The 18,882-nt window shown below is 65.5% G+C and carries 21 protein-coding genes; 12 read left to right on the top strand and 9 right to left on the bottom strand.

Translation table 11 applies throughout. From position 1 onward, the window contains the following. Nucleotides 1–17 precede the first annotated feature (17 nt). Complete coding sequence (locus tag ACTIGJ_RS00640) at nucleotides 18–290, bottom strand: BolA family protein (RefSeq protein WP_439638340.1); 273 nt, start codon at nucleotides 288–290, stop codon at nucleotides 18–20. Continuing rightward, entirely contained in the window at nucleotides 274–825 is a 552-nt protein-coding gene (gene ispZ, locus ACTIGJ_RS00635; protein WP_439638339.1) for a septation protein IspZ, read from the bottom strand. The genes ACTIGJ_RS00640 and ispZ overlap by 17 nt, the downstream gene beginning before the upstream one ends. Before the next feature lie 123 nt (nucleotides 826–948). Here ispZ and ACTIGJ_RS00630 point away from each other — a divergent pair, with 123 nt between their 5' ends. Continuing rightward, nucleotides 949–1,599: an L-threonylcarbamoyladenylate synthase gene (locus ACTIGJ_RS00630; RefSeq protein WP_439638338.1), complete on the top strand. Its 651-nt coding sequence runs from the start codon at nucleotides 949–951 to the stop codon at nucleotides 1,597–1,599. A gap of 49 nt (nucleotides 1,600–1,648) precedes the next feature. Further along, nucleotides 1,649–1,885 (top strand): histone H1, encoded by a 237-nt coding sequence (locus ACTIGJ_RS00625; RefSeq protein ID WP_439638337.1) that lies wholly within the window; start codon nucleotides 1,649–1,651, stop codon nucleotides 1,883–1,885. Here the strand turns inward: ACTIGJ_RS00625 and ACTIGJ_RS00620 are convergent. The 3 genes from ACTIGJ_RS00620 to ACTIGJ_RS00610 are packed head-to-tail and all read right to left on the bottom strand — an operon-like array spanning nucleotide 1,882 to nucleotide 3,803. After that, the gene (locus ACTIGJ_RS00620) at nucleotides 1,882–2,361 is read right to left on the bottom strand and encodes a hypothetical protein (RefSeq protein WP_439638336.1); all 480 of its coding nucleotides are present in this window, start codon (nucleotides 2,359–2,361) and stop codon (nucleotides 1,882–1,884) included. The genes ACTIGJ_RS00625 and ACTIGJ_RS00620 overlap by 4 nt on opposite strands. A 14-nt stretch (nucleotides 2,362–2,375) precedes the next feature. Next, nucleotides 2,376–3,497 (bottom strand): helix-turn-helix domain-containing protein, encoded by a 1,122-nt coding sequence (locus tag ACTIGJ_RS00615; protein ID WP_439638335.1) that lies wholly within the window; start codon nucleotides 3,495–3,497, stop codon nucleotides 2,376–2,378. Between the two features lie 9 nt (nucleotides 3,498–3,506). Next, nucleotides 3,507–3,803: a type II toxin-antitoxin system RelE/ParE family toxin gene (locus ACTIGJ_RS00610; protein ID WP_439638334.1), complete on the bottom strand. Its 297-nt coding sequence runs from the start codon at nucleotides 3,801–3,803 to the stop codon at nucleotides 3,507–3,509. Nucleotides 3,804–3,916: 113 nt separating this feature from the next. On the opposite strand from ACTIGJ_RS00610, the gene ACTIGJ_RS00605 reads away from it, so the two are divergent. The 8 genes from ACTIGJ_RS00605 to ACTIGJ_RS00570 are packed head-to-tail and all read left to right on the top strand — an operon-like array spanning nucleotide 3,917 to nucleotide 11,391. Beyond that, a complete protein-coding gene (locus ACTIGJ_RS00605; RefSeq protein ID WP_439638333.1) occupies nucleotides 3,917–4,795 on the top strand; it encodes an IS1 family transposase in 879 nt (292 codons plus the stop codon). A gap of 59 nt (nucleotides 4,796–4,854) precedes the next feature. Next, nucleotides 4,855–5,517: a site-2 protease family protein gene (locus tag ACTIGJ_RS00600; RefSeq protein ID WP_439638332.1), complete on the top strand. Its 663-nt coding sequence runs from the start codon at nucleotides 4,855–4,857 to the stop codon at nucleotides 5,515–5,517. Nucleotides 5,518–5,537: 20 nt separating this feature from the next. Beyond that, nucleotides 5,538–6,542, top strand: a complete 1,005-nt coding sequence (gene trpS, locus ACTIGJ_RS00595) for a tryptophan--tRNA ligase (protein WP_439638331.1) — start codon at nucleotides 5,538–5,540, stop codon at nucleotides 6,540–6,542. Further along, a complete protein-coding gene (locus tag ACTIGJ_RS00590; protein WP_439638330.1) occupies nucleotides 6,539–7,396 on the top strand; it encodes a segregation and condensation protein A in 858 nt (285 codons plus the stop codon). Before trpS ends, ACTIGJ_RS00590 begins: the two co-directional genes overlap by 4 nt. Beyond that, nucleotides 7,393–8,151, top strand: a complete 759-nt coding sequence (locus ACTIGJ_RS00585) for an ABC transporter ATP-binding protein (protein WP_439638329.1) — start codon at nucleotides 7,393–7,395, stop codon at nucleotides 8,149–8,151. Before ACTIGJ_RS00590 ends, ACTIGJ_RS00585 begins: the two co-directional genes overlap by 4 nt. Beyond that, nucleotides 8,148–9,668, top strand: a complete 1,521-nt coding sequence (locus ACTIGJ_RS00580; protein ID WP_439638328.1) for a hypothetical protein — start codon at nucleotides 8,148–8,150, stop codon at nucleotides 9,666–9,668. Before ACTIGJ_RS00585 ends, ACTIGJ_RS00580 begins: the two co-directional genes overlap by 4 nt. A gap of 38 nt (nucleotides 9,669–9,706) precedes the next feature. Continuing rightward, on the top strand, nucleotides 9,707–10,426 hold the full coding sequence (gene scpB / locus ACTIGJ_RS00575; protein WP_439638327.1) for an SMC-Scp complex subunit ScpB: 720 nt from the start codon (nucleotides 9,707–9,709) through the stop codon (nucleotides 10,424–10,426). Further along, on the top strand, nucleotides 10,423–11,391 hold the full coding sequence (locus ACTIGJ_RS00570; RefSeq protein ID WP_439638326.1) for a pseudouridine synthase: 969 nt from the start codon (nucleotides 10,423–10,425) through the stop codon (nucleotides 11,389–11,391). Before scpB ends, ACTIGJ_RS00570 begins: the two co-directional genes overlap by 4 nt. Before the next feature lie 209 nt (nucleotides 11,392–11,600). Here the strand turns inward: ACTIGJ_RS00570 and ACTIGJ_RS00565 are convergent, their stop codons facing one another. From ACTIGJ_RS00565 to ACTIGJ_RS00550, 4 genes are all read right to left on the bottom strand, one after another. Further along, complete coding sequence (locus ACTIGJ_RS00565) at nucleotides 11,601–12,365, bottom strand: ParA family protein (protein WP_439638641.1); 765 nt, start codon at nucleotides 12,363–12,365, stop codon at nucleotides 11,601–11,603. Nucleotides 12,366–12,428: 63 nt separating this feature from the next. Further along, on the bottom strand, nucleotides 12,429–12,938 hold the full coding sequence (locus ACTIGJ_RS00560) for a hypothetical protein (RefSeq protein ID WP_439638325.1): 510 nt from the start codon (nucleotides 12,936–12,938) through the stop codon (nucleotides 12,429–12,431). Continuing rightward, on the bottom strand, nucleotides 12,935–14,773 hold the full coding sequence (locus ACTIGJ_RS00555; RefSeq protein WP_439638324.1) for a long-chain-acyl-CoA synthetase: 1,839 nt from the start codon (nucleotides 14,771–14,773) through the stop codon (nucleotides 12,935–12,937). Before ACTIGJ_RS00555 ends, ACTIGJ_RS00560 begins: the two co-directional genes overlap by 4 nt. A gap of 60 nt (nucleotides 14,774–14,833) precedes the next feature. Next, nucleotides 14,834–15,691 (bottom strand): class I SAM-dependent methyltransferase, encoded by an 858-nt coding sequence (locus ACTIGJ_RS00550; RefSeq protein ID WP_439638323.1) that lies wholly within the window; start codon nucleotides 15,689–15,691, stop codon nucleotides 14,834–14,836. A gap of 101 nt (nucleotides 15,692–15,792) precedes the next feature. Here ACTIGJ_RS00550 and ACTIGJ_RS00545 point away from each other — a divergent pair, with 101 nt between their 5' ends. Both ACTIGJ_RS00545 and ACTIGJ_RS00540 read left to right on the top strand, forming a co-directional pair. After that, entirely contained in the window at nucleotides 15,793–16,506 is a 714-nt protein-coding gene (locus tag ACTIGJ_RS00545) for a TetR/AcrR family transcriptional regulator (protein WP_439638322.1), read from the top strand. Nucleotides 16,507–16,609: 103 nt separating this feature from the next. Beyond that, the gene (locus ACTIGJ_RS00540) at nucleotides 16,610–18,796 is read left to right on the top strand and encodes a DUF1302 domain-containing protein (protein ID WP_439638321.1); all 2,187 of its coding nucleotides are present in this window, start codon (nucleotides 16,610–16,612) and stop codon (nucleotides 18,794–18,796) included. Nucleotides 18,797–18,882: the final 86 nt, after the last annotated feature.

The following is an 18,882-nucleotide window of genomic DNA, read 5'->3' as shown; positions in this document are numbered from 1 at the left end:
TCAGCGACTGAGCGGCCTTATTCGCCGACTTCGTCCGGCGCCTTGGTGACCAGCGACAGCGCGTGGATGTCGCCCTTCATCTGCTCGGCCAGCGCTTCGTAGACCATCCGGTGACGGGCGATCAGCGTGCGGCCGCTGAACTTCGCCGAGATGATGTAGACGCGGTAGTGACCGCCGCCCTTGGCGCCGGCATGGCCGGCATGGCGATGGCTGTCGTCCTCGATGTCGAGGCGGGTCGGCGCCAGCACCGCTTCGAGCGTCTGGCGGATGTTGTCAACGCGGAGCGGCATCTTTCGGGGAGTCGACCAGGTAGCGGGACAGGAACGGGATGTGCGCCAGCATGAACACGAACATCAGCGCCGTGAAGCCGAACACCTTGACCTTCACCCAGACTTCCTCGCTGAAGTTCAGCGCCACGTAGACGTTCAGCAGCGCGCAGAACACGAAGAACAGTGCCCAGGCGAAGTTCAGCCGCCGCCACAGCGCATCCGGCATCACCATCGCTTTCTGCGGTATTCGTTGCATCAGCACCTTGTCGCCGATCACGTGACTGCCGAGCAGCGCCAGCGCGAAGGCGCCGTAGATCGCGGTCGGCTTGAACAGGATGAAGGTCGGGTCGCGGAACCACAGCGTCATGCCGCCGAGCACGGTTGCCACCAGGGCCGTCGCCAGCTGCAGCTTCGGCACCGACTTCGTGCGCAGCCAGGTGATCAGCACCATCAGCAGCAGCGACACGACCAGCACGGCGGTGGCCGTGAACATGCCGTACAGCTTGTAGGCCGCGAAAAACAGGATCGCGGGAATCAGGTCGAGCACGGCATTCATGGCGCGGCGTGAGGCTCTGGCAGCGGTCCGGCAGACCGCGAATGGGCCGAATTATAGCCACGCGTCCTGCGGCGTCATCGGCCGGTCCAACGCCCTGCCGCAAAGGCATGGGACAATGCCGGCATGGCTTCCGAATGGCTTGAACTGCATCCCGTCGATCCGCAGCGCCGCTGGCTCCAGCGGGCGGCTGACCGCGTCCGCCAGGGCGCGGTGATCGCCTATCCGACCGATTCCTGCTACGCCTTCGGCTGCCGGCTGGCTGACCGCGACGCGGCCGAGCGCATCCGCGGCCTGCGCGAGTTCGATCGTCACCACCAGTTCACGCTGGTCTGCCGCGATCTCTCCGAAATCGCCACCTACGCGCGGGTCGACAACTGGCAGTTCCGGCTGCTAAAGCAGCTGACGCCGGGGCCGTACACCTTCGTGCTGGAGGCCACCAAGGAACTGCCGCGCCGCGTGCAGCACGAGAAGCGCAAGACCATCGGCATCCGCGTGCCCGAGCACAAGGTGACCCAGGCGCTGCTGGAACTGGTCGGCGAGCCACTGCTCAGCTGCACGCTGCAGTGGCCGGACGAAGAACAGCCGCTGAACGACCTCGACGACGACCGGGCGCGGCTGGAGCGGTCGGTTGATCTGGTGCTGGATGCCGGCAACTGCGGCACCGAACCGACCACCGTGCTCGACCTCACCGGCGACGCGCCGGTGCTGCTGCGCCGGGGCAAGGGCGACGTCTCGATGCTCGGGCTGGCGGACGACGGTAGTGTCTCAGTTTGAAATCCGCTGATGCTTGACCGCTCAGGCTGGCCGGTCCAAGCTTTCGGGCATGGCCAAGACACCCAAACGCCCTCGCGATACGAACCAGCTCGCCGCCTTCATCGTAGGCGTTGCTACGGGCGAGGTTGAGCCGCCCAAGACCGACGACGGTAAAGACCCGGCGGCCGTCGCCCTGGGGCGCAAGGGTGGCTTGAAGGGTGGCAAGGCTCGCTTCGAGAAGCTGACGCCCGACCAACGCTCGGAGATAGCGCGAGTTGCCGCTTCTGCTCGCTGGAAAAAATTCTAACCGGGCTCGGATTCTTCCAGCATCAATGCCTGGGCTTCTTCCACGTCGTGAGTGAAATCAAGATGCAAAGGAATAGGTTCCTGATGCGGCTTGCTGTCGTTGTAAACGTCCACGTCATTTTTCAGTGACACGCAGTCCGCAGCGATGCCTTTACGTCGCTGAGCCACCGACTTGACCATAAAGCCTCGCGGTGCATTTTCGCCAGTAGACCAGATGGAATACTGCACGCCGCCGTGTCGCTCGCGAACGTTGTGGTTGACGCGATACTTCCGGCCGAGCGGGTCGATCTTGTACTCAGCGCGGAGCGCGGCGGACATTTCTTCGGCGAGCTTCGCGTACGGATCGACCGGCGGAGCGACCAACAGGCCACTCTTAACAGCCCACGCAACCACGTCGCTGGTCGTTGCAAACTGCTCGCCAGTTTCAGCCTCATACTTGTGAAAAATGCTCTGCAATCGCTCTTGATAAGTAGCCATTTCAAGCCCTCCTATTAATTTGATAGTGGGGCGACCTGACCCCATCCATCGCACATCGCAGTTGACAAGACTGACTGCCGTATCTTCACGAGATGCTTTGAGAACAAGTCCCAGCGATTAAGTCGCCGCCTAAGCTGACCGGCAACTATGCCGGGATGAACCTGCATTCGCTTTGCAAAGCCCAACAGATCGCGTTCGGAAAAGAAGGGATTTTTGCGTAGGAAGAACGATTCCATTTCGCGGATCGGAACGCAGTAGTCCGCAGCCTCTTTATTCGCATTCCGCTCCTGCTCGGGGACTTCTGAGCCTGTTCCTCCTCCTGCGCCCTCAAGCTCTGAATCAATGATCGCCAAATCGCGCCCATCCCCTTGAAGGACGTGTTCAATTTCGTGCCGTAGGACGAACCAGAAATTGTCGATGCGATCCTTGAGGATCGACATGCCGATCACCGGCGAATCATCAATCCAGAAGCACACGCCATCAATTTTTGAGTTCGGCAGAGCTTCCACCACTACGTACCGAATGCCGCATTCGCTAAGCAATCGCGCAACGTGCCTCGTATCGGCGGGATCGATCATGTACTGCTTCATCTCGGCAAGGGCCTTGCGCAGCGCCTTCTCGGAATAGGCAGGGACGACCATTTCTTTTGCAATCTGCCGCACTCGGTACAACCACGCGAGCTGGGCCGCAGGAACGTCGCCATAGTTAGATTTCATCGCGGCATGAGCAAGCTGCGGCACTTCGTTAATGCTGCTGGCTTCAAAAAAACTCGCTAGCTGAGCCTCCAGCAGCGATGCCGCCGAATCGATCAACCACCCGCGCTTAATCATGTCCCTGATGGGATAGACCGATTGGAGGCGTGCTTTGCGCTCGACATTGGGATCAGGCTCTCTGGCTCGTGACAAATCGTAGGCATTCTGGAGATTGGCGAAGAGCTCCGCAGCCACGTCAAACGCCTTGCCAAAAGCCTTGGCTCTCTCAGGGGTGATCCCTCTCTTTCCAGCAAGGATCGCACTGAGTTCAGACTCAGCGATGCCAAGCACGTAGGCCAAATCTGACTGGGTCCATCCACGCGCTTCCAACTCTTCTCTGATGAAGAGTCCGGGAGCGGGAACATCGTTTACAAATCCGTCCATATGGTCTCCTCAGTGATAGTCCTCAACAGCAAGGACCACTAATGTCGCGGGGCTTGAAGCCTCGTCTAGTTGAAAAACCAGCCTCCACTGATCGTTGATCCTGATCGAGCGCTGACCTTCTCGATCACCCTTCAATTTCTCGTACCGCAAGCTCTTCCAGTTCCTGATTGTTCGTTCGTCCGGTGCGGACTCCAGAAAGACCAACTTATCTCTGCATGACTTAATCACCGGGAACGGTAACTTCGTCTCCGCAGCTTGGTCGGTACGTATGAGCGCGAGGGACTTGTCCCGAAACTCGATCTTCATACCTGCGGATTATGAAGCTGGGCGGCATGCACGTCAATACGGTAGTTAACTAAAGCAGTTAAAATGAGCAATATGCTTGACCGATATGCATAACGTTCAGTATGATTTGCGCCATGAACAAACTAACCATTCAACGGCGGGCGCAGATCATTGGAATGCTGGTCGAAGGCAACAGCCTGCGCGCCGTCTCGCGGATGGCGGACTGCTCCATCAACACCGTGACCAAACTGCTCGTGGATGTCGGCATGGCCTGCGCGGAGTATCAGGACAAGGCGCTGCGTAACCTGCCCTGCCAGCGCATCCAGTGCGACGAAATCTGGGCCTTCGTCGGCGCCAAGGCGAAGAACGCCAGCGCAGAGGAGAAGGCAGCCGGCACGGCTGGCGACGTTTGGACCTGGACGGCGATCTGTGCCGATACGAAGCTGGTGCCGTCCTGGGTCGTCGGCCGCCGGGATGCGGCTGCGGCCAATGAGTTCATGAACGACCTTGCCGAACGCCTTGCCCATCGCGTGCAGCTCACAACGGACGGCCACCACGCCTATCTGACAGCGGTCCGCGAAGCCTTCGTGCACGAAATCGACTATGCGATGCTCGTCAAGCAATACGGCGCGCCGGTTGGCGCTGAGAATGAGCGCCGCTATAGCCCGGCGGAATGCATCGGAGCGGTCAAGCAGCCCGTTTCAGGCCGTCCGAACGAGGCGCATATTTCGACGAGCTACGTCGAGCGCGCGAACCTAACGATGCGGATGGGCATGCGCCGTTTCACGCGCCTTACCAATGCATTCAGCAAGAAGGTCGAGAACCACGCGCATGCAGTTGCGCTGCACATGATGTTCTACAACTTCGGCCGTGTGCATAAAACGCTGCGCGTGACTCCGGCAATGGAAGCAGGCATCGCCGATCATGTCTGGTCGCTGGCAGAGATCGCCGCGCTGGTGCCGGAACCAATCGCCAAGAAGCGCGGACCCTACAAGCCGCGCAATTCAAACTGAGACACTACCCGGACGACTGAGCCGGCGGCTGGCCGGCGGCCGGCCGGTATAATCGCCGCATGGACTCCCTCGATCTCTTTCAGCGGCTGGCGGTTTCGCTGCTGCCGCTGGTGCTGGCACTCACCGTTCGCGAAATCGCTCGTGGCCGCGTCGCGCTGCTGCTCGGCGACAACACCGGCAAGCAGTACGACCGCATCAGCCTCAATCCGCTGAAGCGTGTCGATCCGATCGGCACCCTGCTGCTGCCCGGCGTGTTCATCGCGCTGAGTCAGGCGGGGCTGGGCGGCCTGCTGATCGGCTGGCCGAAGTTCGTGCCGATCTCGGAACGCAATTTTCGCGATCCCAGGAGCGGGGCGATCAAGGTGGCGGCGGCCGGCCTCGGCGCCAACTTCCTGATGGCGCTGGCCTGGGCCTTCGTCTTCAAGTTCACCTATGGCGCCAGCGAAGGTGTGGGCCTTGGCGTGCACCTGATGGCCCAGCTCGGCATCAGCTTCAACCTGAGCTTTCTGGTGCTGAACCTGCTGCCGCTGCCGCCGTTCGATGTCGGCCGCATGCTGCTGGTGACCCTGCCGCCGAAGCCGGCGCAGCAGCTGGAAAGCATCCAGCCCTACACCTTCCCGATCATCCTGCTGCTCGCCTTCGTCGGCGTGCTTGGCGCGATCATGACCCCGCTGATCAGCCTGATGCTGGGGCTGATCTCGATGATCGTCACCCTCGTCTGAACCCCAACGCTTTTCGACCGATGACTGCGAACCCGCGCCCCACCGTCCTGTCCGGCATCCAGCCGTCCGGCCGTCTCACGCTTGGCAACTACCTCGGCGCGATCAAGAACTGGCTGCCGCTGTCGGCGACGTACGACTGCCACTACATGCTGGTGGACCTGCACGCGATCACCGTGCGCCAGGACCCGGCAATCCTGCGCGAGCGCTGCTACGAGTTCCTGGCGCTGTACATCGCCTGCGGGCTCGATCCCAAGGACAACGTGCTGTTCGTGCAGAGCCATGTGCCGGCGCATTCGCAGCTCGGCTGGATCCTCAACTGCTACACGCAGTTCGGCGAGCTGGGCCGGATGACGCAGTTCAAGGACAAGAGCGCCAAGCATGCCGACAACATCAATGCCGGCCTGTTCGGCTACCCGGTGCTGATGGCGGCCGACATCCTGCTCTACGACGCCGCACAGGTACCGGTCGGCGATGACCAGAAGCAGCATCTGGAGCTGACCCGCGACATCGCCAACCGGGTCAACAACATCTACGGCCCCGTCTTCACGGTGCCGGAGCCGATGATCCCGCCGGTCGGCGCCCGGATCATGGGCCTGCAGGACCCGACCGCGAAGATGTCGAAGTCCGACGACGCGGAAACCAATGCCCTGTACCTGCTCGATGGTCCGGACGTGATCGTTCGCAAGATCAAGCGCGCGGTCACCGACATGGACGGCGTGGTGCGCTTCGACATCGCCGCCAAGCCCGGCGTGTCCAACCTGCTGTCGATCCTGGCGGCGACCACCGGCAAGACCGTGGCCCAGCTCGAAGCCGAGTTCGAAGGCAAGCAGTACGGCGCCTTCAAGGGTGCGGTCGCCGACGCGGTGGTCGAGTGCCTGAAGCCGGTGCAGGCCAAGTACGCTGAACTGCGCGAGGATCGCGACGGCCTGCGCGCCGTGCTGAAGGACGGGGCCGAGCGCGCCAGCCGGCGCGCCAACGCCACCTTGGCCCGTGTCCACGAAGCACTGGGGCTGATCCCGGCGTGAACGAGCCGGACCTGTTCCCGGCCGAGGCCGAAGCGGCCGCCGAGCCGTCCGCCGAAAGCCGCGTGCCGCTGGTCAACGGCGCGCCGCTATCGCAGCTGCCGAGCGATCTGTACATCCCGCCGGATGCGCTGGAGGTGTTCCTCGAAACCTTCGAAGGCCCGCTCGACCTGCTGCTGTACCTGATCCGCAAGCAGAACCTGGACATCCTCGATATCCCGGTGCTGAAGATCACCCAGCAGTACATGGACTACATCCGCCTGATGCGCGAGCTGCGCCTGGAACTGGCGGCCGAGTACCTGGTGATGGCTGCCTGGCTGGCCGAGATCAAGTCGCGCATCCTGCTGCCGAAGCCGCCGGCGCACGAGGACGAGACCGGCGGCGATCCGCGCATGGAGCTGGTGCGCCGGCTGCAGGAATACGAGCGCTTCAAGACGGCGGCCGAGAACCTGGACGCGCTGCCCAGAGTCGGCCGCGAGATCGCCGTCGTGCAGGCGCGGCCGGACAAGCTCGTCGATGCCCGGCCGCCGCCGCCGCCCGGCGTGCGCGAGCTGATGCTGGCGTTCCGCGAAGTGCTGCTCAGAGCCGAGCTGTTCACCCGCCACACCATTGCCCGCGAGCCGCTTTCCGTGCGCGAACGGATGAGTTCGGTGCTCGACCGGGTCCGCAACGGGCCGATCCGCTTCGTCGACCTGATCGACCTCGCCGAAGGCCGCGCCGGTGTCGTGGTCTGCCTGCTGGCGATCCTCGAACTGGCCAAGTCGTCGATGCTGGAAATCACCCAGGCCGGGCCGTTCATGCCGGTGACCATTGCCGCCGCCGGGTCTGCCGAAACCGCGCTCGCCGAAGACGCATGACCGCAGCGCTGCAGCTGCGCGAGGTTGCGCGGACCTTCGGCGGCAAGCCCGCCGTCGCCGGCCTGAACCTGCGCATCGAAGGCGGCGAGTTCTACGCGCTGCTCGGCGCCAACGGCGCCGGCAAGACCACCACGCTGCGGATGATCGCCGGCCTGCTGCAGCCCGACAGCGGCAGCATCGAGGTGCTGGGCCACGACCTGGTGAAGGCGCCGATCGCCGCCAAGCAGCGGTTGGCCTTCCTGCCGGACGAGCCGCTGCTGTACGGCAAACTGCGCTGCACCGAGTACCTGGAATTCGTCGCCGGGCTCTGGGGTGTCGATGGCCGGATCGCCGAGAAGAAAGGCGAGGAACTGCTGCGCTGGCTCGATCTCTGGGACGCGCGCGGCCACTACTGCGAGAACCTGTCGCGCGGCATGCAGCAGAAGCTGACCCTGGCTGGCGCGCTGATCCACGATCCGGCGCTGCTGATTCTCGATGAGCCGCTGACTGGCCTTGATGTCGCCGCCGCGCGCCGGGTCAAGGATTTCCTCGGCCAGCTGGTGCGCGATGGTCTGACCGTGCTGTTCACCACCCACATCCTCGAAGTGGCCGAACGCATGGCCTCGCGCATCGGCCTGATCCGCAGCGGCCGGCTGCTCGCCGAAGGCACGCTGGACGAACTGCGCGCCCGCTATGGCGCGGACGATTCAACGCTGGAAGACCTGTTCCTGTCGGCCACCGGTCCCGATGCGGCAGCGGGCGCGACCTCGGCATGAGGATGTCGGCGGGCAGCCTGCCGTGGCTGATCGTGCAGGATCTGCGGCTGAGCATCCGCAGCTTCGGCTTCGGCAAGAACCGGCGCTGGGCGCTGGCGCTGTACGCGCTGTTCATCGCGCTGCTGCACGCCGGTGCCGGCCTGGTGCTGTGGAGCATGTTCCAGTCGGCGCGGCCGATGCCGACCGACAAGCTGCTGGAGTTTTCCGGCGTGCTGCTGCTGAGCCTGGAGTTCTTCATGCTGATGGCGGCGCTGCTGGCCACCTTCCGACTGATCCTCGCCGGCCGCGAACTGAGCCTGCACCTGATGAGCCCGCTGCCGTTCCGCCGGATCATGGCGATGCGGGTGCTGTCGCTGATCGTCAGCACCTGGGCGATCTCGATTCTGCTGGTGACGCCGGTGGCCAACATGGGCGCGCTGCTCGGCCGGCCGGTGTTCCTGCTGGCCTATCCGGTCACCGTGATGCTGGCAGCGCTGACGGTGGCGCTGGCGCTGGCCGTGATGGCCCTGGCCGTGCGGCTGTTCGGGCTGGTGCGCGGCCGCCGCGTGCTGCAGGGCGTGCAGGCTGGCGCACCGCTGCTGTTCGTGATCGGCAGCCTCGTCGATCACGGGCCGGCCGGACCGCAGGCCGATGTGTCGACGCTGTCGCTGTCCGGCAATGGGCTGAGCGCCGGGGCCGGCCTGCTGCGGCTGCCGGCGCTGGCGCTGACCGGTGACGCGACGGCGCTGCTGAGCCTGCTGCTGCTGGCGACCCTGGCGCTGCTGGCCGCCGCCCGTTTCGCGGTGCCGGCGGTGCTGCTGGCTGTGCAATCCCCGGAGCAGGCCGCACCGGCCGCGCCTGCCTCGTCCGGCGGGCTGCGTTTCGACACCCGCCTGTTTCGCGTGCTGTTGCTGAAGGAGTGGCGGACCATCCTGCGCGACGGTCGTCTCGCGATCGCGCTGGCGGCGCAGCCGCTGCTGATCGTCGCGTTCTTCTACGGCAACCTGTTCCGGGGCGACACCCGGCTGGCGGCGGCCGTGGCGGCCACCACCTTCTTCGCCGCACAGCTGAGCCAGTACGTGTCGAACCTGATGATCAGCGCCGAGGAATCGCCGGCGCTGCTCGGCAGCGCGCCGCAGCCCCGCAGTCGCCTGATCGCCTACAAGTGCATTGCCGCGCTGGCGCCGGTACTGGCGCTGATGCTGCTGGCCTCGCTGTGGGCGGCGCTGCAGGACCCCTGGAGCGGGCTGGTCTGCCTGATCTGTGGCTTCGGCGCAGGCTTTTGCGCCTGCGCCATCGAAGTGGCACGGCCGTATCCGGTGACCCGCCGGTCGTTCGTGCAGGTGGCGGCCGCGCGCCGCAATCGCGATCCGCTCGACATCGTCAGCGTGCTGGCCATGCAGTTCGGCTGGGCCGGTGCCGCCTGGTTCCTGGCCATCGGCAGCCTCTGGGGCGCCGCGATCGTGCTGCTGGTGGTGCTGGTGCCGTTCTTTGAATGGTGGCGCGACGCGAACCGCCAGGCTTTGCTGGGATACTGAGACACCAACTGCTTTGTGGCACTGAAGGAATCGAACCCGTGGAAGAAGACGTGCAGGACAAGCCGATCGCCGACGCCGACGCGAACCCCGCGCCGGCGGTCGACCTCGCCGCGATCAGCCTGATCATCGAAGCGCTGCTGCTGGCCTCCGATGGCCCGCTGTCGATGGAGCAGCTGGTGCGCTTCGTCGGCTCCGAATTCAACCTTGGCAAGCGCGAGTTGCGCGAGGCGCTGGCGCTCGTCGACGCGCGCTTCTCCGGCACCGCCAGCGAACTGCGCGAAGTGGCCGGCGGCTGGCGCGTGCAGGTGCGCCCCGAGTACGCCGAATGGGTGGCGCGGCTGTGGCAGGAAAAGCCGCCGAAGTATTCGCGCGCGCTGCTGGAAACGCTGGCGCTGATCGTCTACCGCCAGCCGATCACCCGGGGCGAGATCGAGGACGTGCGCGGCGTGGCGGTGTCGTCGAACATCCTGCGCACGCTCAGCGAGCGCGGCTGGATTCGCGAGCTGGGCCAGAAGGACGTGCCCGGCCGTCCGGCGCTGTTCGGCACCACGACGCAGTTCCTCGACGACTTCAACCTGAAGACGCTCGACCAGCTGCCGGCGCTGCCGGACGTCAAGGATCTGGAACAGCTGGAAGCTGCGCTGTCGAAGCTCGGCGCCGGGCTGGCGCCGACCGCGATGCCGGCCGAAGAGGGCGATGTCGACGAACAGACGGCGCCACCCTCGGCCGAACCGCCCACCGATGCGGTGCTCCATTGAGCGCGCCCAAGCCGGGATCGAAGGCCGGCGGCGGCGAGCGCATCCAGAAGGTGCTGGCCGATGCCGGCGTTGCCTCTAGGCGAGCGATCGAAGCGATGGTCGCCGAGGGCCGGATCAAGGTGAACGGCGATCCGGCGACCCCCGGCCAGAAGGTGGTCGCCGGCGACCGGGTGACGGTCGACGGTCGTTCGGTACGCCATTCGATGGACCGCGAAGCGACCCAGGTGCTGCTCTACAAGAAGCGGGTCGGCGAACTGGTGACGCGTGACGATCCGGAAGGCCGCAAGACCGTGTTCAGGAAGCTGCCGAAGCTCGATTCCGGCCGCTGGATCGCGGTCGGCCGGCTCGATCTCAACACCTCCGGCCTGCTGCTGCTGACCAATGACGGTGAACTGGCGCGGCGGCTGACCCATCCGAGCTTCGAGCTGGAACGCGAGTACGCGGTGCGCGTGCTCGGCAACATCACCACCGAAACCTTGAACAAGCTGCGCAAGGGCGTGGAACTGGAAGACGGCCCGGCGCACTTCGACAAGATCGAGGCCGGCGGGCACAACGAGGCCGCGTTCGAGGACGAGGATGATGGCGCCGAAGCCAAGTCCGCCGCCAACACCTGGTGGCGCGTCACGCTGAAGGAAGGCCGCAACCGCGAGGTGCGCCGGCTGTTCGAATCGCAGGAACTCAAGGTCAGCCGCCTGATCCGCGTCCGCTACGGCCCGATCGTGCTCGGCCGCGGCGTGAAGTCCGGCGGCTACCGCGAACTGGACAAGGACGAACTGAACGCGCTGCGCGCAGCCGTCGGCTTCGCAGCGCCGAAGAAGGCAAAGCCGCAGCGCGAACGCCGTTCGCGGCCGGGTGCGGAAGAACGCAGAGCCGGTGACGTGCCGCGCCGCGATGCGGTCAAGAAGGTCGACCGCACGGCCAAGCCCGCCGGCTGGACCGGTTACCGTCCGCGCAAGCCCGAGTAAGACCACGAACGGGCCCCTTCACCGGGGCTTTCCGGGTGCCACGTACATCTTTGCGCAGCTGTCATCCCGGCGAAGGCCGGGATCCAGCCTCGACGCTGTCGCAGCGCTTGCCGATAGCGGCACACCGGATTCCGGCTTTCGCCGGAATGACGAGATGGGTGGAGCCGTTTCCCGATCGCAAGAGCTGCTTCCGGTTCCGCGATCGGCTCTCAGCGCGCCAGCGAGTCGTACAGCGCGATGTATTCCTGCGTGACCCGGTGCGTCGGATCGAGATGGATCATCGGCTGGTGGCGTTCGTGCGATTCCTTGACCCGCACCGATGACGACAGCGTGGCATCGAGCAGCGGCTGGCCCTCGGCCTTCAGTTCGGCGACCACGCGCTGCATCAGCTTCGCGCGCGACTGGAACTGGTTGACGATGATGCCTTCGATCTTCAGATCGTCGTTGTGGTCGGCGCGGATCTCGTGGATGTTGTCGATCAGCGTGTACAGCGCCTGGCGCGCGAACTCGTCGCAGTCGAACGGAATCAGCACGCGATCCGCCGCGATCAGCGCCGAGCGGCTGTAGAAGTTCAGCGCCGGCGGCGTGTCGATGAACACCGCGTCGTAGCCCTTCAGCTTGTCCAGCGCCTGGTTCAGCTTCTGCACCTTCTGCTTGGCTTCGAGCTTGACCTGCAGGTCATCGAGCCGCGTGCTGGCGGCGACCACGTCGAGGTTCTCGAACGGCGAGTTGGTCGCGTAGGTCACGAACGGCGGCGGCTGGATCGAGAAGCCGAGCGTCGATTCGAAGAAGTCGGCGATCGAGCGGTCGGCGGTGGCTGCCAGCGGGCCCAGCAGGTACTGCGTCGAATTGCCCTGGGTGTCGAGATCGATGACCAGCGTGCGCAGGCCGCGGCTGGCCGCGATGGCCGCCAGGTTGCTGACGATGGTCGTCTTGCCGACGCCGCCCTTCTGGTTGAACACGACACGACGGATCATCGTTGGAGCCTGAAAAATGGTGCAGCGCACATGCGCCAGCGGATTATTGCCGGATTCGGCTCAGCCCTTGGCGATTTTTCCGGAGGCCGGCGATGCGGCGCCGTCGCCGCGCAGCGCGGCAGCCGTGGCGGCGAGGTAGCGCTCGATCAGCACGCCCATCTTGTTGACGATGAACGGCCCGGCCAGCGGCCGGTACAGCAGCGGTACCGGCACGTCGTGCATCACGCCGTCGACGGCGAAGCGCATTTCGGTCTGCGCGCCCTGCGCCCGCAGCTGGATTTCGCCGCCGATCAGCGCGTTGCCGTGGCCGGGCAGGGGCTTCCAGCGGATCGTGGCGCCCGGCCGGTCGACGTCGTACTGGGCGGCATAGCTCAGGTCGTGCGCGATCTTGGCGATCCGCACGCCCATCGTCCGCATGTCCCAGCGGTACTGGTTCGGGCCGAGCCGGGTCAGCTTCTTCAGGTTCGGGAAACGGCCGATGGTCGCTTCGAGGTCGTCGAGCAGGCGCAGGGCCTGCGTCGGGTCGACCGGCAGCAGCAGGCGGCGCTCGATGTCGAGCGTGATGTTCACAGGCGCAGTCCTCCTTTGATCAGGGTGTCGTGCACGGCCGGCGTCAGCTTGCGGTAGCGGTTGCCATCGAGCACGTACAGCGGTTCGTCGATCCGCGCCGGGTCGAAGCCCTCGCGCTTCAGATCGACCTTGCGGAACTTGAAGGTGGCGGTCACCTCCTGTTCGCGGCGCAGGCGGATGAACAGCGGCACGGCGTAGGCCGGCAGCGCGGCGCGCAACTGCGCGGCGACGCCGGTCGCATCGAAGCGGGACGGCGTCCACGACAATGCGGCCATGCCGGCGCGGCCGTCGCAGCCCGGCACTTCGACGCCGTAGACCACGGCCTGCTCGACGCCATCGATCCGGTTCAGGGCTGCCTCGACCTCGGTGGTGGCGACGTTCTCGCCCTTCCAGCGGAAGGTGTCGCCGACCCGGTCGACGAACTGGATGTGACGCCAGCCCTGGTCGCGGACCAGGTCGCCGGTGTTGAACCAGCAGTCGCCCGGCTTGAAGACATCGCGCAGCAGCTTGGCTTCGTTGGCGCGCGTGTCGGTGTAGCCGTCGAACGGCGCGCGTTCGGTGATCTCCGAGATCAGCAGGCCAACGCCGCCGCTGGCGACCCGCCGGAGCCGGCCATCGGGTCCGCGCAGCGGTGCTTCGGCGTCGTGATCGAAGTCGACGATCGCGTACGGCAGCGGGCAGAAGCCGGCGGTCTTCGACAGGTTGAAGCCGTTGACGAAGGCGAGGTTCGATTCGCTGGCGCCGTAGAACTCGGCGATCCGGGCAATGCCGAAACGGTGCTGGAAGGCGTCCCAGATTTCCGGTCGCAGGCCGTTGCCGACCATCAGGCGGACCGGATGCTTGTGGTCGCGTGGCGTCGGCGGCTGGTTCAGCAGGTAGCGGCACAGTTCGCCGATGTAGCAGAACGCGGTGGCTTCGCAGGCGCGGATCTCGTCCCAGAAGCGCGAGGCCGAGAACTTGCGGCTCAGCGCCAGCGCCGCGCCATCGGCCAGCACCGCGCCCCAGCAGACCGTCAGCGCGTTGTTGTGATATAGCGGCAGCGGGCAGTACAGCGTGTCGCCCGCGCTCAGCCGCAAGGTCATTTGGCCGAGGCCGGCCATGCCTTTCATCCAGCGGTAATGGGTCATCACGCTGGCTTTCGGCAGCCCGGTGGTGCCCGACGTGAAGATGTGGAAGCAGGGCTCCTTCAGCCGGATGGTCGCCGTTTCCGGCGGATTCGCCGAGGCTTCGCGATCGGCGGCGGCGGCCCAGTCGTGCCAGCCCGGCGGCGGGCTGGCGCCGTCCCAGGCTTTCGCTGGAACGGTGTCCAGCACGCCCGAACCGGCCAGCGAGGCAATCGCTTCGGCGCATTCCTCGCCGGCCACGATCATTGCCGGCTTGCTGAGGCGCAGCGAATGGGCCAGCACCTCGCCACGCTGCTGGTGGTTGAGCATCGCCGCGATCGCGCCGCGCTTGATGACGCCGGCGATGGTCGCCAGCGTTTCCGGGCGGTTCGACATCAGGATCGCCACCACCTGGCCGCGCTGCACGCCGGCCTGTCGGCAGGCGCCGGCGACCCGGTTGGCCCAGGCGTTGAACTCGGCGTAGGTCCAGCGGCGATCGTCGAACTTCAGCGCCGTGGCATGCGGTTGCGCTTCGGCCAGGGCCTGCAGCCGCAGGCCGATCGAGCCGACCGAGGTCGGCCGCGCGGTGGCCAGGTTCCACAGGCCGCGCTGCACCTTCAGCACATCGGGCAAGGTTTCCACGGCGCCTTTCAGCAGATCGCCCAGGTGGACGCGCTCGCCGTCGGCGCCGGGCGCGGGAACGGATGGCCGGAAGTTCGGGAATCGGATCATGGCGAGGGGCGGGCGTCGGCGCGGCGGATGGTGGAACAAGTGTTCACAGACTGCCAGCGTTCAGGCGGCTGCGGTCGTCGCGCGGACGATCCTGACCAGCCGCGCGGCCGGATCGCGGCAGACGCGGTAGCGGTCGGCGAAATCGGCCGGCGACAGCAGCTGCGCGGTACGGAAACCGGCGGCCAGCAACTGCGCCTCGGCGTCGGCGGCGGTCCGGAAATGCAGGTGGACCCGGCCGCGCACGAAGGCCGACAGCAGACCGACGAAGGCCTGCACGGCAAGCTGGCGATTCTCGCCGCCGACATGCAGGTCGGACAGGTACAGGCCGTTCGGGAAGCCCTTCAGGGTGCTGGCGATGCGCGCCCACAGCGCCGTCACCGCCGCCGTCGGGAAGTAGTTGACCAGCCCTTCGGTGATGATCGCGGTGCCGGCCTGGGCATCGAGCGTGGCGGCGATGCCGGCCAGGCTGGCCGGGCCGTCGACGGCGAAGGCGTCGATGTCCGCCACTCGGTGCTGTGGACCGTTGTGGCAGCCGATGCGCGCCAGCAGCGCCCGCTTGCGGGCCGCCATGCCGGGCAGGTCGGCTTCGACGTAGCGGATCCGCTCGCCGTACTGGCGCGCGAAGCGCCAGCCGCGCGGCGACAGGCCGGCGGCGATCTCGATCACCTGCGACACGGTGCCGGCCTTGATCGCGGCATGCAGTTCCTCGTCGATCACCCGGTGCCGGGCCAGCAGCAGCCCTTCCAGGGTCGGGCCGCCGAGGGCGCGCGACAGCTGCATCGCCGGTCGTCCGGCGGCATGCATCAGCCGGCCTTCGGGCGTTGCGAATGCCGGGTGCGACAGCCGGTGACGGGCCCAGACGGCGCCGGTGTAGTGGGCGGTCGGGCTGACGGTGGCGGAATGTCCGGTTTTGGGCATGGCAGGGGTCCTGATGGAATTTTTTCGTCGCGGGCTTGCCGCTCAAACCTGAATACGTCTATCGTAATGAACGCGCATTAACCGGAGCATGTTTTCCGCCCATGCTGATGGCTGTCAAGAAATCAGTCACGCCGAAGCCTGCAAGCCGCAGTGCGCGGCGCAGCCGTGCGGCGGAAGCCGGTGTCAGCACGCGCGACGTGCTGATCCGCGAAGCGATGAAGCTGTTTGCCGAGCGGGCGATCGACGCGGTGTCGCTGCGCGAGATCGTGCAGAAGGCGGGTCAGGGCAACCAGTCCGCGATCCACTATCACTTCAAGGACAAGCAGGGGCTGGTGATCGCGGTTGCCGAGTTCGTGCGTGCCCGGTTCGAGCCCTATTTCGCGGCCGCGCTCGGCGAGATCGTCCGGCTGGAGCGCGACGGCGCGCTGCGCGACGAGGATCTGGTGGCCGGGCTGGTGATGCCGCTGATCCAGGTGTTTCATGCCGACGACACCGGCCGCGATGCGATCCGCTTCGTCGCCCGTCTGGCATCGGACGGTGGCGACCTCGGGCAGTCGCTGGTGCTTCAGCAATGCGCACCGTTTCTCAACGAGATCGAACCGCGGCTGGCGGCGCGGCATCCGGGCAAGCAGCGCGAAAAGCTGCAGTTCCAGATGCTGCTCGGCATGAGTTCGACGATCTTCGGCTTGACCGCGATCGGCGGCCTGCGCCATTCGCCGTTCGGCGGCAACCACGCGACGCTGTATGCCGGTCGTTTCGACGACCTGATTCGCGATTACGTGCACTTCGTCGGCCGCGGCCTGCTCGGCGACTGAAGGACTGACAGCTACGCCGGTGCCCGAGGCAGGTGCGCCGGATCGAGACATGAAATTGGCCATCGCGCACAGACGCGATGCCGGCACGAGGGGGAGAGACGTGATGAAGCGCAAGTTGATGAGCAGTGCGACGCTGGCCGCGATCGCGTTCAATCTGGCCCCGGCGCATGCGCTGGAATTCGAGCTCGGAGAGCTGACCGGCACCTGGAAGAACACCCTGTCGTACTCGGGTGCGTTCCGCGCCGAAAAGCCCGACGCCCGGCTGCTGGGCAAGCTCAGCATCAACCCTGATCTCTGCCCTGACGGCTGCCTGTCGTTTACCGGTGACCCCGCGCCGAACCAGCGGCTGGTCGACGCCCCCGGTGCCTTTCTCGGCACCAACAAGGATGACGGCGACCTCAACTACAAGCAGTGGGACCCAACGGCGGCTATCGTCAAGCTGTCGAGCGAGCTGGCCGGCAACTACGGCGATTGGAACTACAAGTTTGCGGCGATCGCATTCTTCGATCCGGTCAACTACCGGTTCACGGAAACCAACGCTGACACCACGTTTCAGCCGCGCAACGAGGGACGTCCCTATCGGCGCGGCCATCCGATCGGCCAGGACCTGCAGATTCGCGATTTCTTCATCGGCCGGCCGTTCACGCTGCTCGATCACGAGTACAGCGTCACCGTCGGCTGGCAGCGCTACCGCTGGGGCGAGTCGACCTACTTCGCGCTCAATGCGCTGAACGAGCTGCAGCCGCCCGATGCGCGCCTGCTGCGTCATCCAGGGACGCCAATCAGCGAAGTGTTCCGCTCCACGCCGCTGATCGCGCTGAACACCTCGATCGGCGAAGGCATGTCGCTGGACCTGATCTACCAGATCGCGTTCCGGCCGGTGGTGGTCGATCCGGGTGGTGCCTTCAACTCTGACATCGACTTCTACAACAACGACAACTTCAACATCTCGATCGGCCAGTTCCACGACGATCCGCAGCGCCTGCAGCGGATCCCGTTCCCGATCAATGCGATCTCGAATTCCTCGTTCACCGCGGAAGTGCTGCCGCTGAAGTACGCGCGGCCGAACAACCAGGGCCAGGTCGGCGGCAAGTTCACCTGGTATCTGCCGGAACTCAACGGCGGCACCGAACTCGGCTTCTATGCGCTGAACTACCACAGCCGCCTGCCGTATTTCAGCGTCATCGCCACCGATGAATCCTGCGCCCGCAACGCTGCCGGCTTCGTCGAGGCGTTCACGGCCTGCAACGGTTTCATCGGCCTGAACCCGGAAACCGGCCTCGAGCCGGCGCCGCTCGACTCGGGAAAGGTGTTCTTCGCCTATCCCGAGAACATCCAGATGGTCGGTGTCAGCTTCAACACCAACGTCGGCAAGTGGTCGATCGCCGGCGAATATTCGTTCCGTCCGAACATGCCGTTGCAGGTGGCGGCGTCCGACGTGTTCTTCGCCGGCCTGCAGCCGTCGCTGCCCCGTCAGGACATCACGCTCGGCACATCGCCGGAATTCATTGCCCAGACACTCGCTTCGCTGCCGGGAGCGATCAACGACATCGTGACTTCCAATCCGCAGCAACTGCTCGGTCAGGTGACGGCGCTGATCAACGGCCTCGGCGTGCTGCTGCCGGCAGCGGCGTCGAATGTCACCCTGCCGGCTTCGCGAAACGCGGTGCCGGATTTCCTGTCCGTGTACCGCGGCATCGAGATCCAGCCGAACCAGCGCATCAACGGCTATGAGCGGTTTCCGGTGCAGCAGGTCGACATCACCGGCATTCGCGCGTTGGGCTCGTCGGAGAATCCGTTCGGCGCCGATCAGGTGATCATCCTGGTCGAGGTCGGCTTTACGCACGTCATCGGCATGCCGAGCCGCGGCCGGCTGCAGCTGGAAGGCGGTGACAACAATGGCACGCACGCCAGCCCGGGTGCCGATGGAACCGGCCGACCGAACGGCACGCCGGACACCCGCTCACTGGTGCCGACTCAGCAGACCAAGGGCTTCGCCGACAGCTTTTCTGCCGGCTACCGGGTACTGACCCGCCTTGAGTACAACAATGTTTTCCTGGGCATCAACGTCAAGCCGGAACTGCTGATCGGTCACGATGTGTACGGCATCGCGCCGCTGCCGATCCAGAATTTCATCGAGGGCCGCGTGCAGTACCAGGCGTTGGCGATCTTCGAGAACGGCGGCCCTTGGACCGGGCAGCTGGTCTACCAGGGCTCGACCGGTGGCGGCACCGTCAACACGCAGAGGGACCGCGACATCATCGGTTTCCAGGTCGGCTACACGTTCTGATTCGCCGTCATCTCCCCCCAGTCGCGCGGTCTGCCACCTTTCGGGCGATCCCGCGGTCGTAGTACACGATTCGTCAAAGAGGAGTC

It is taken from the genome of Nevskia sp. (assembly GCF_051860985.1).
GTDB lineage: Bacteria > Pseudomonadota > Gammaproteobacteria > Nevskiales > Nevskiaceae > Nevskia.
The sequence above is the reverse complement of the archived record's forward strand: the minus strand, read 5'-3'. Positions and strand labels throughout refer to the sequence as shown.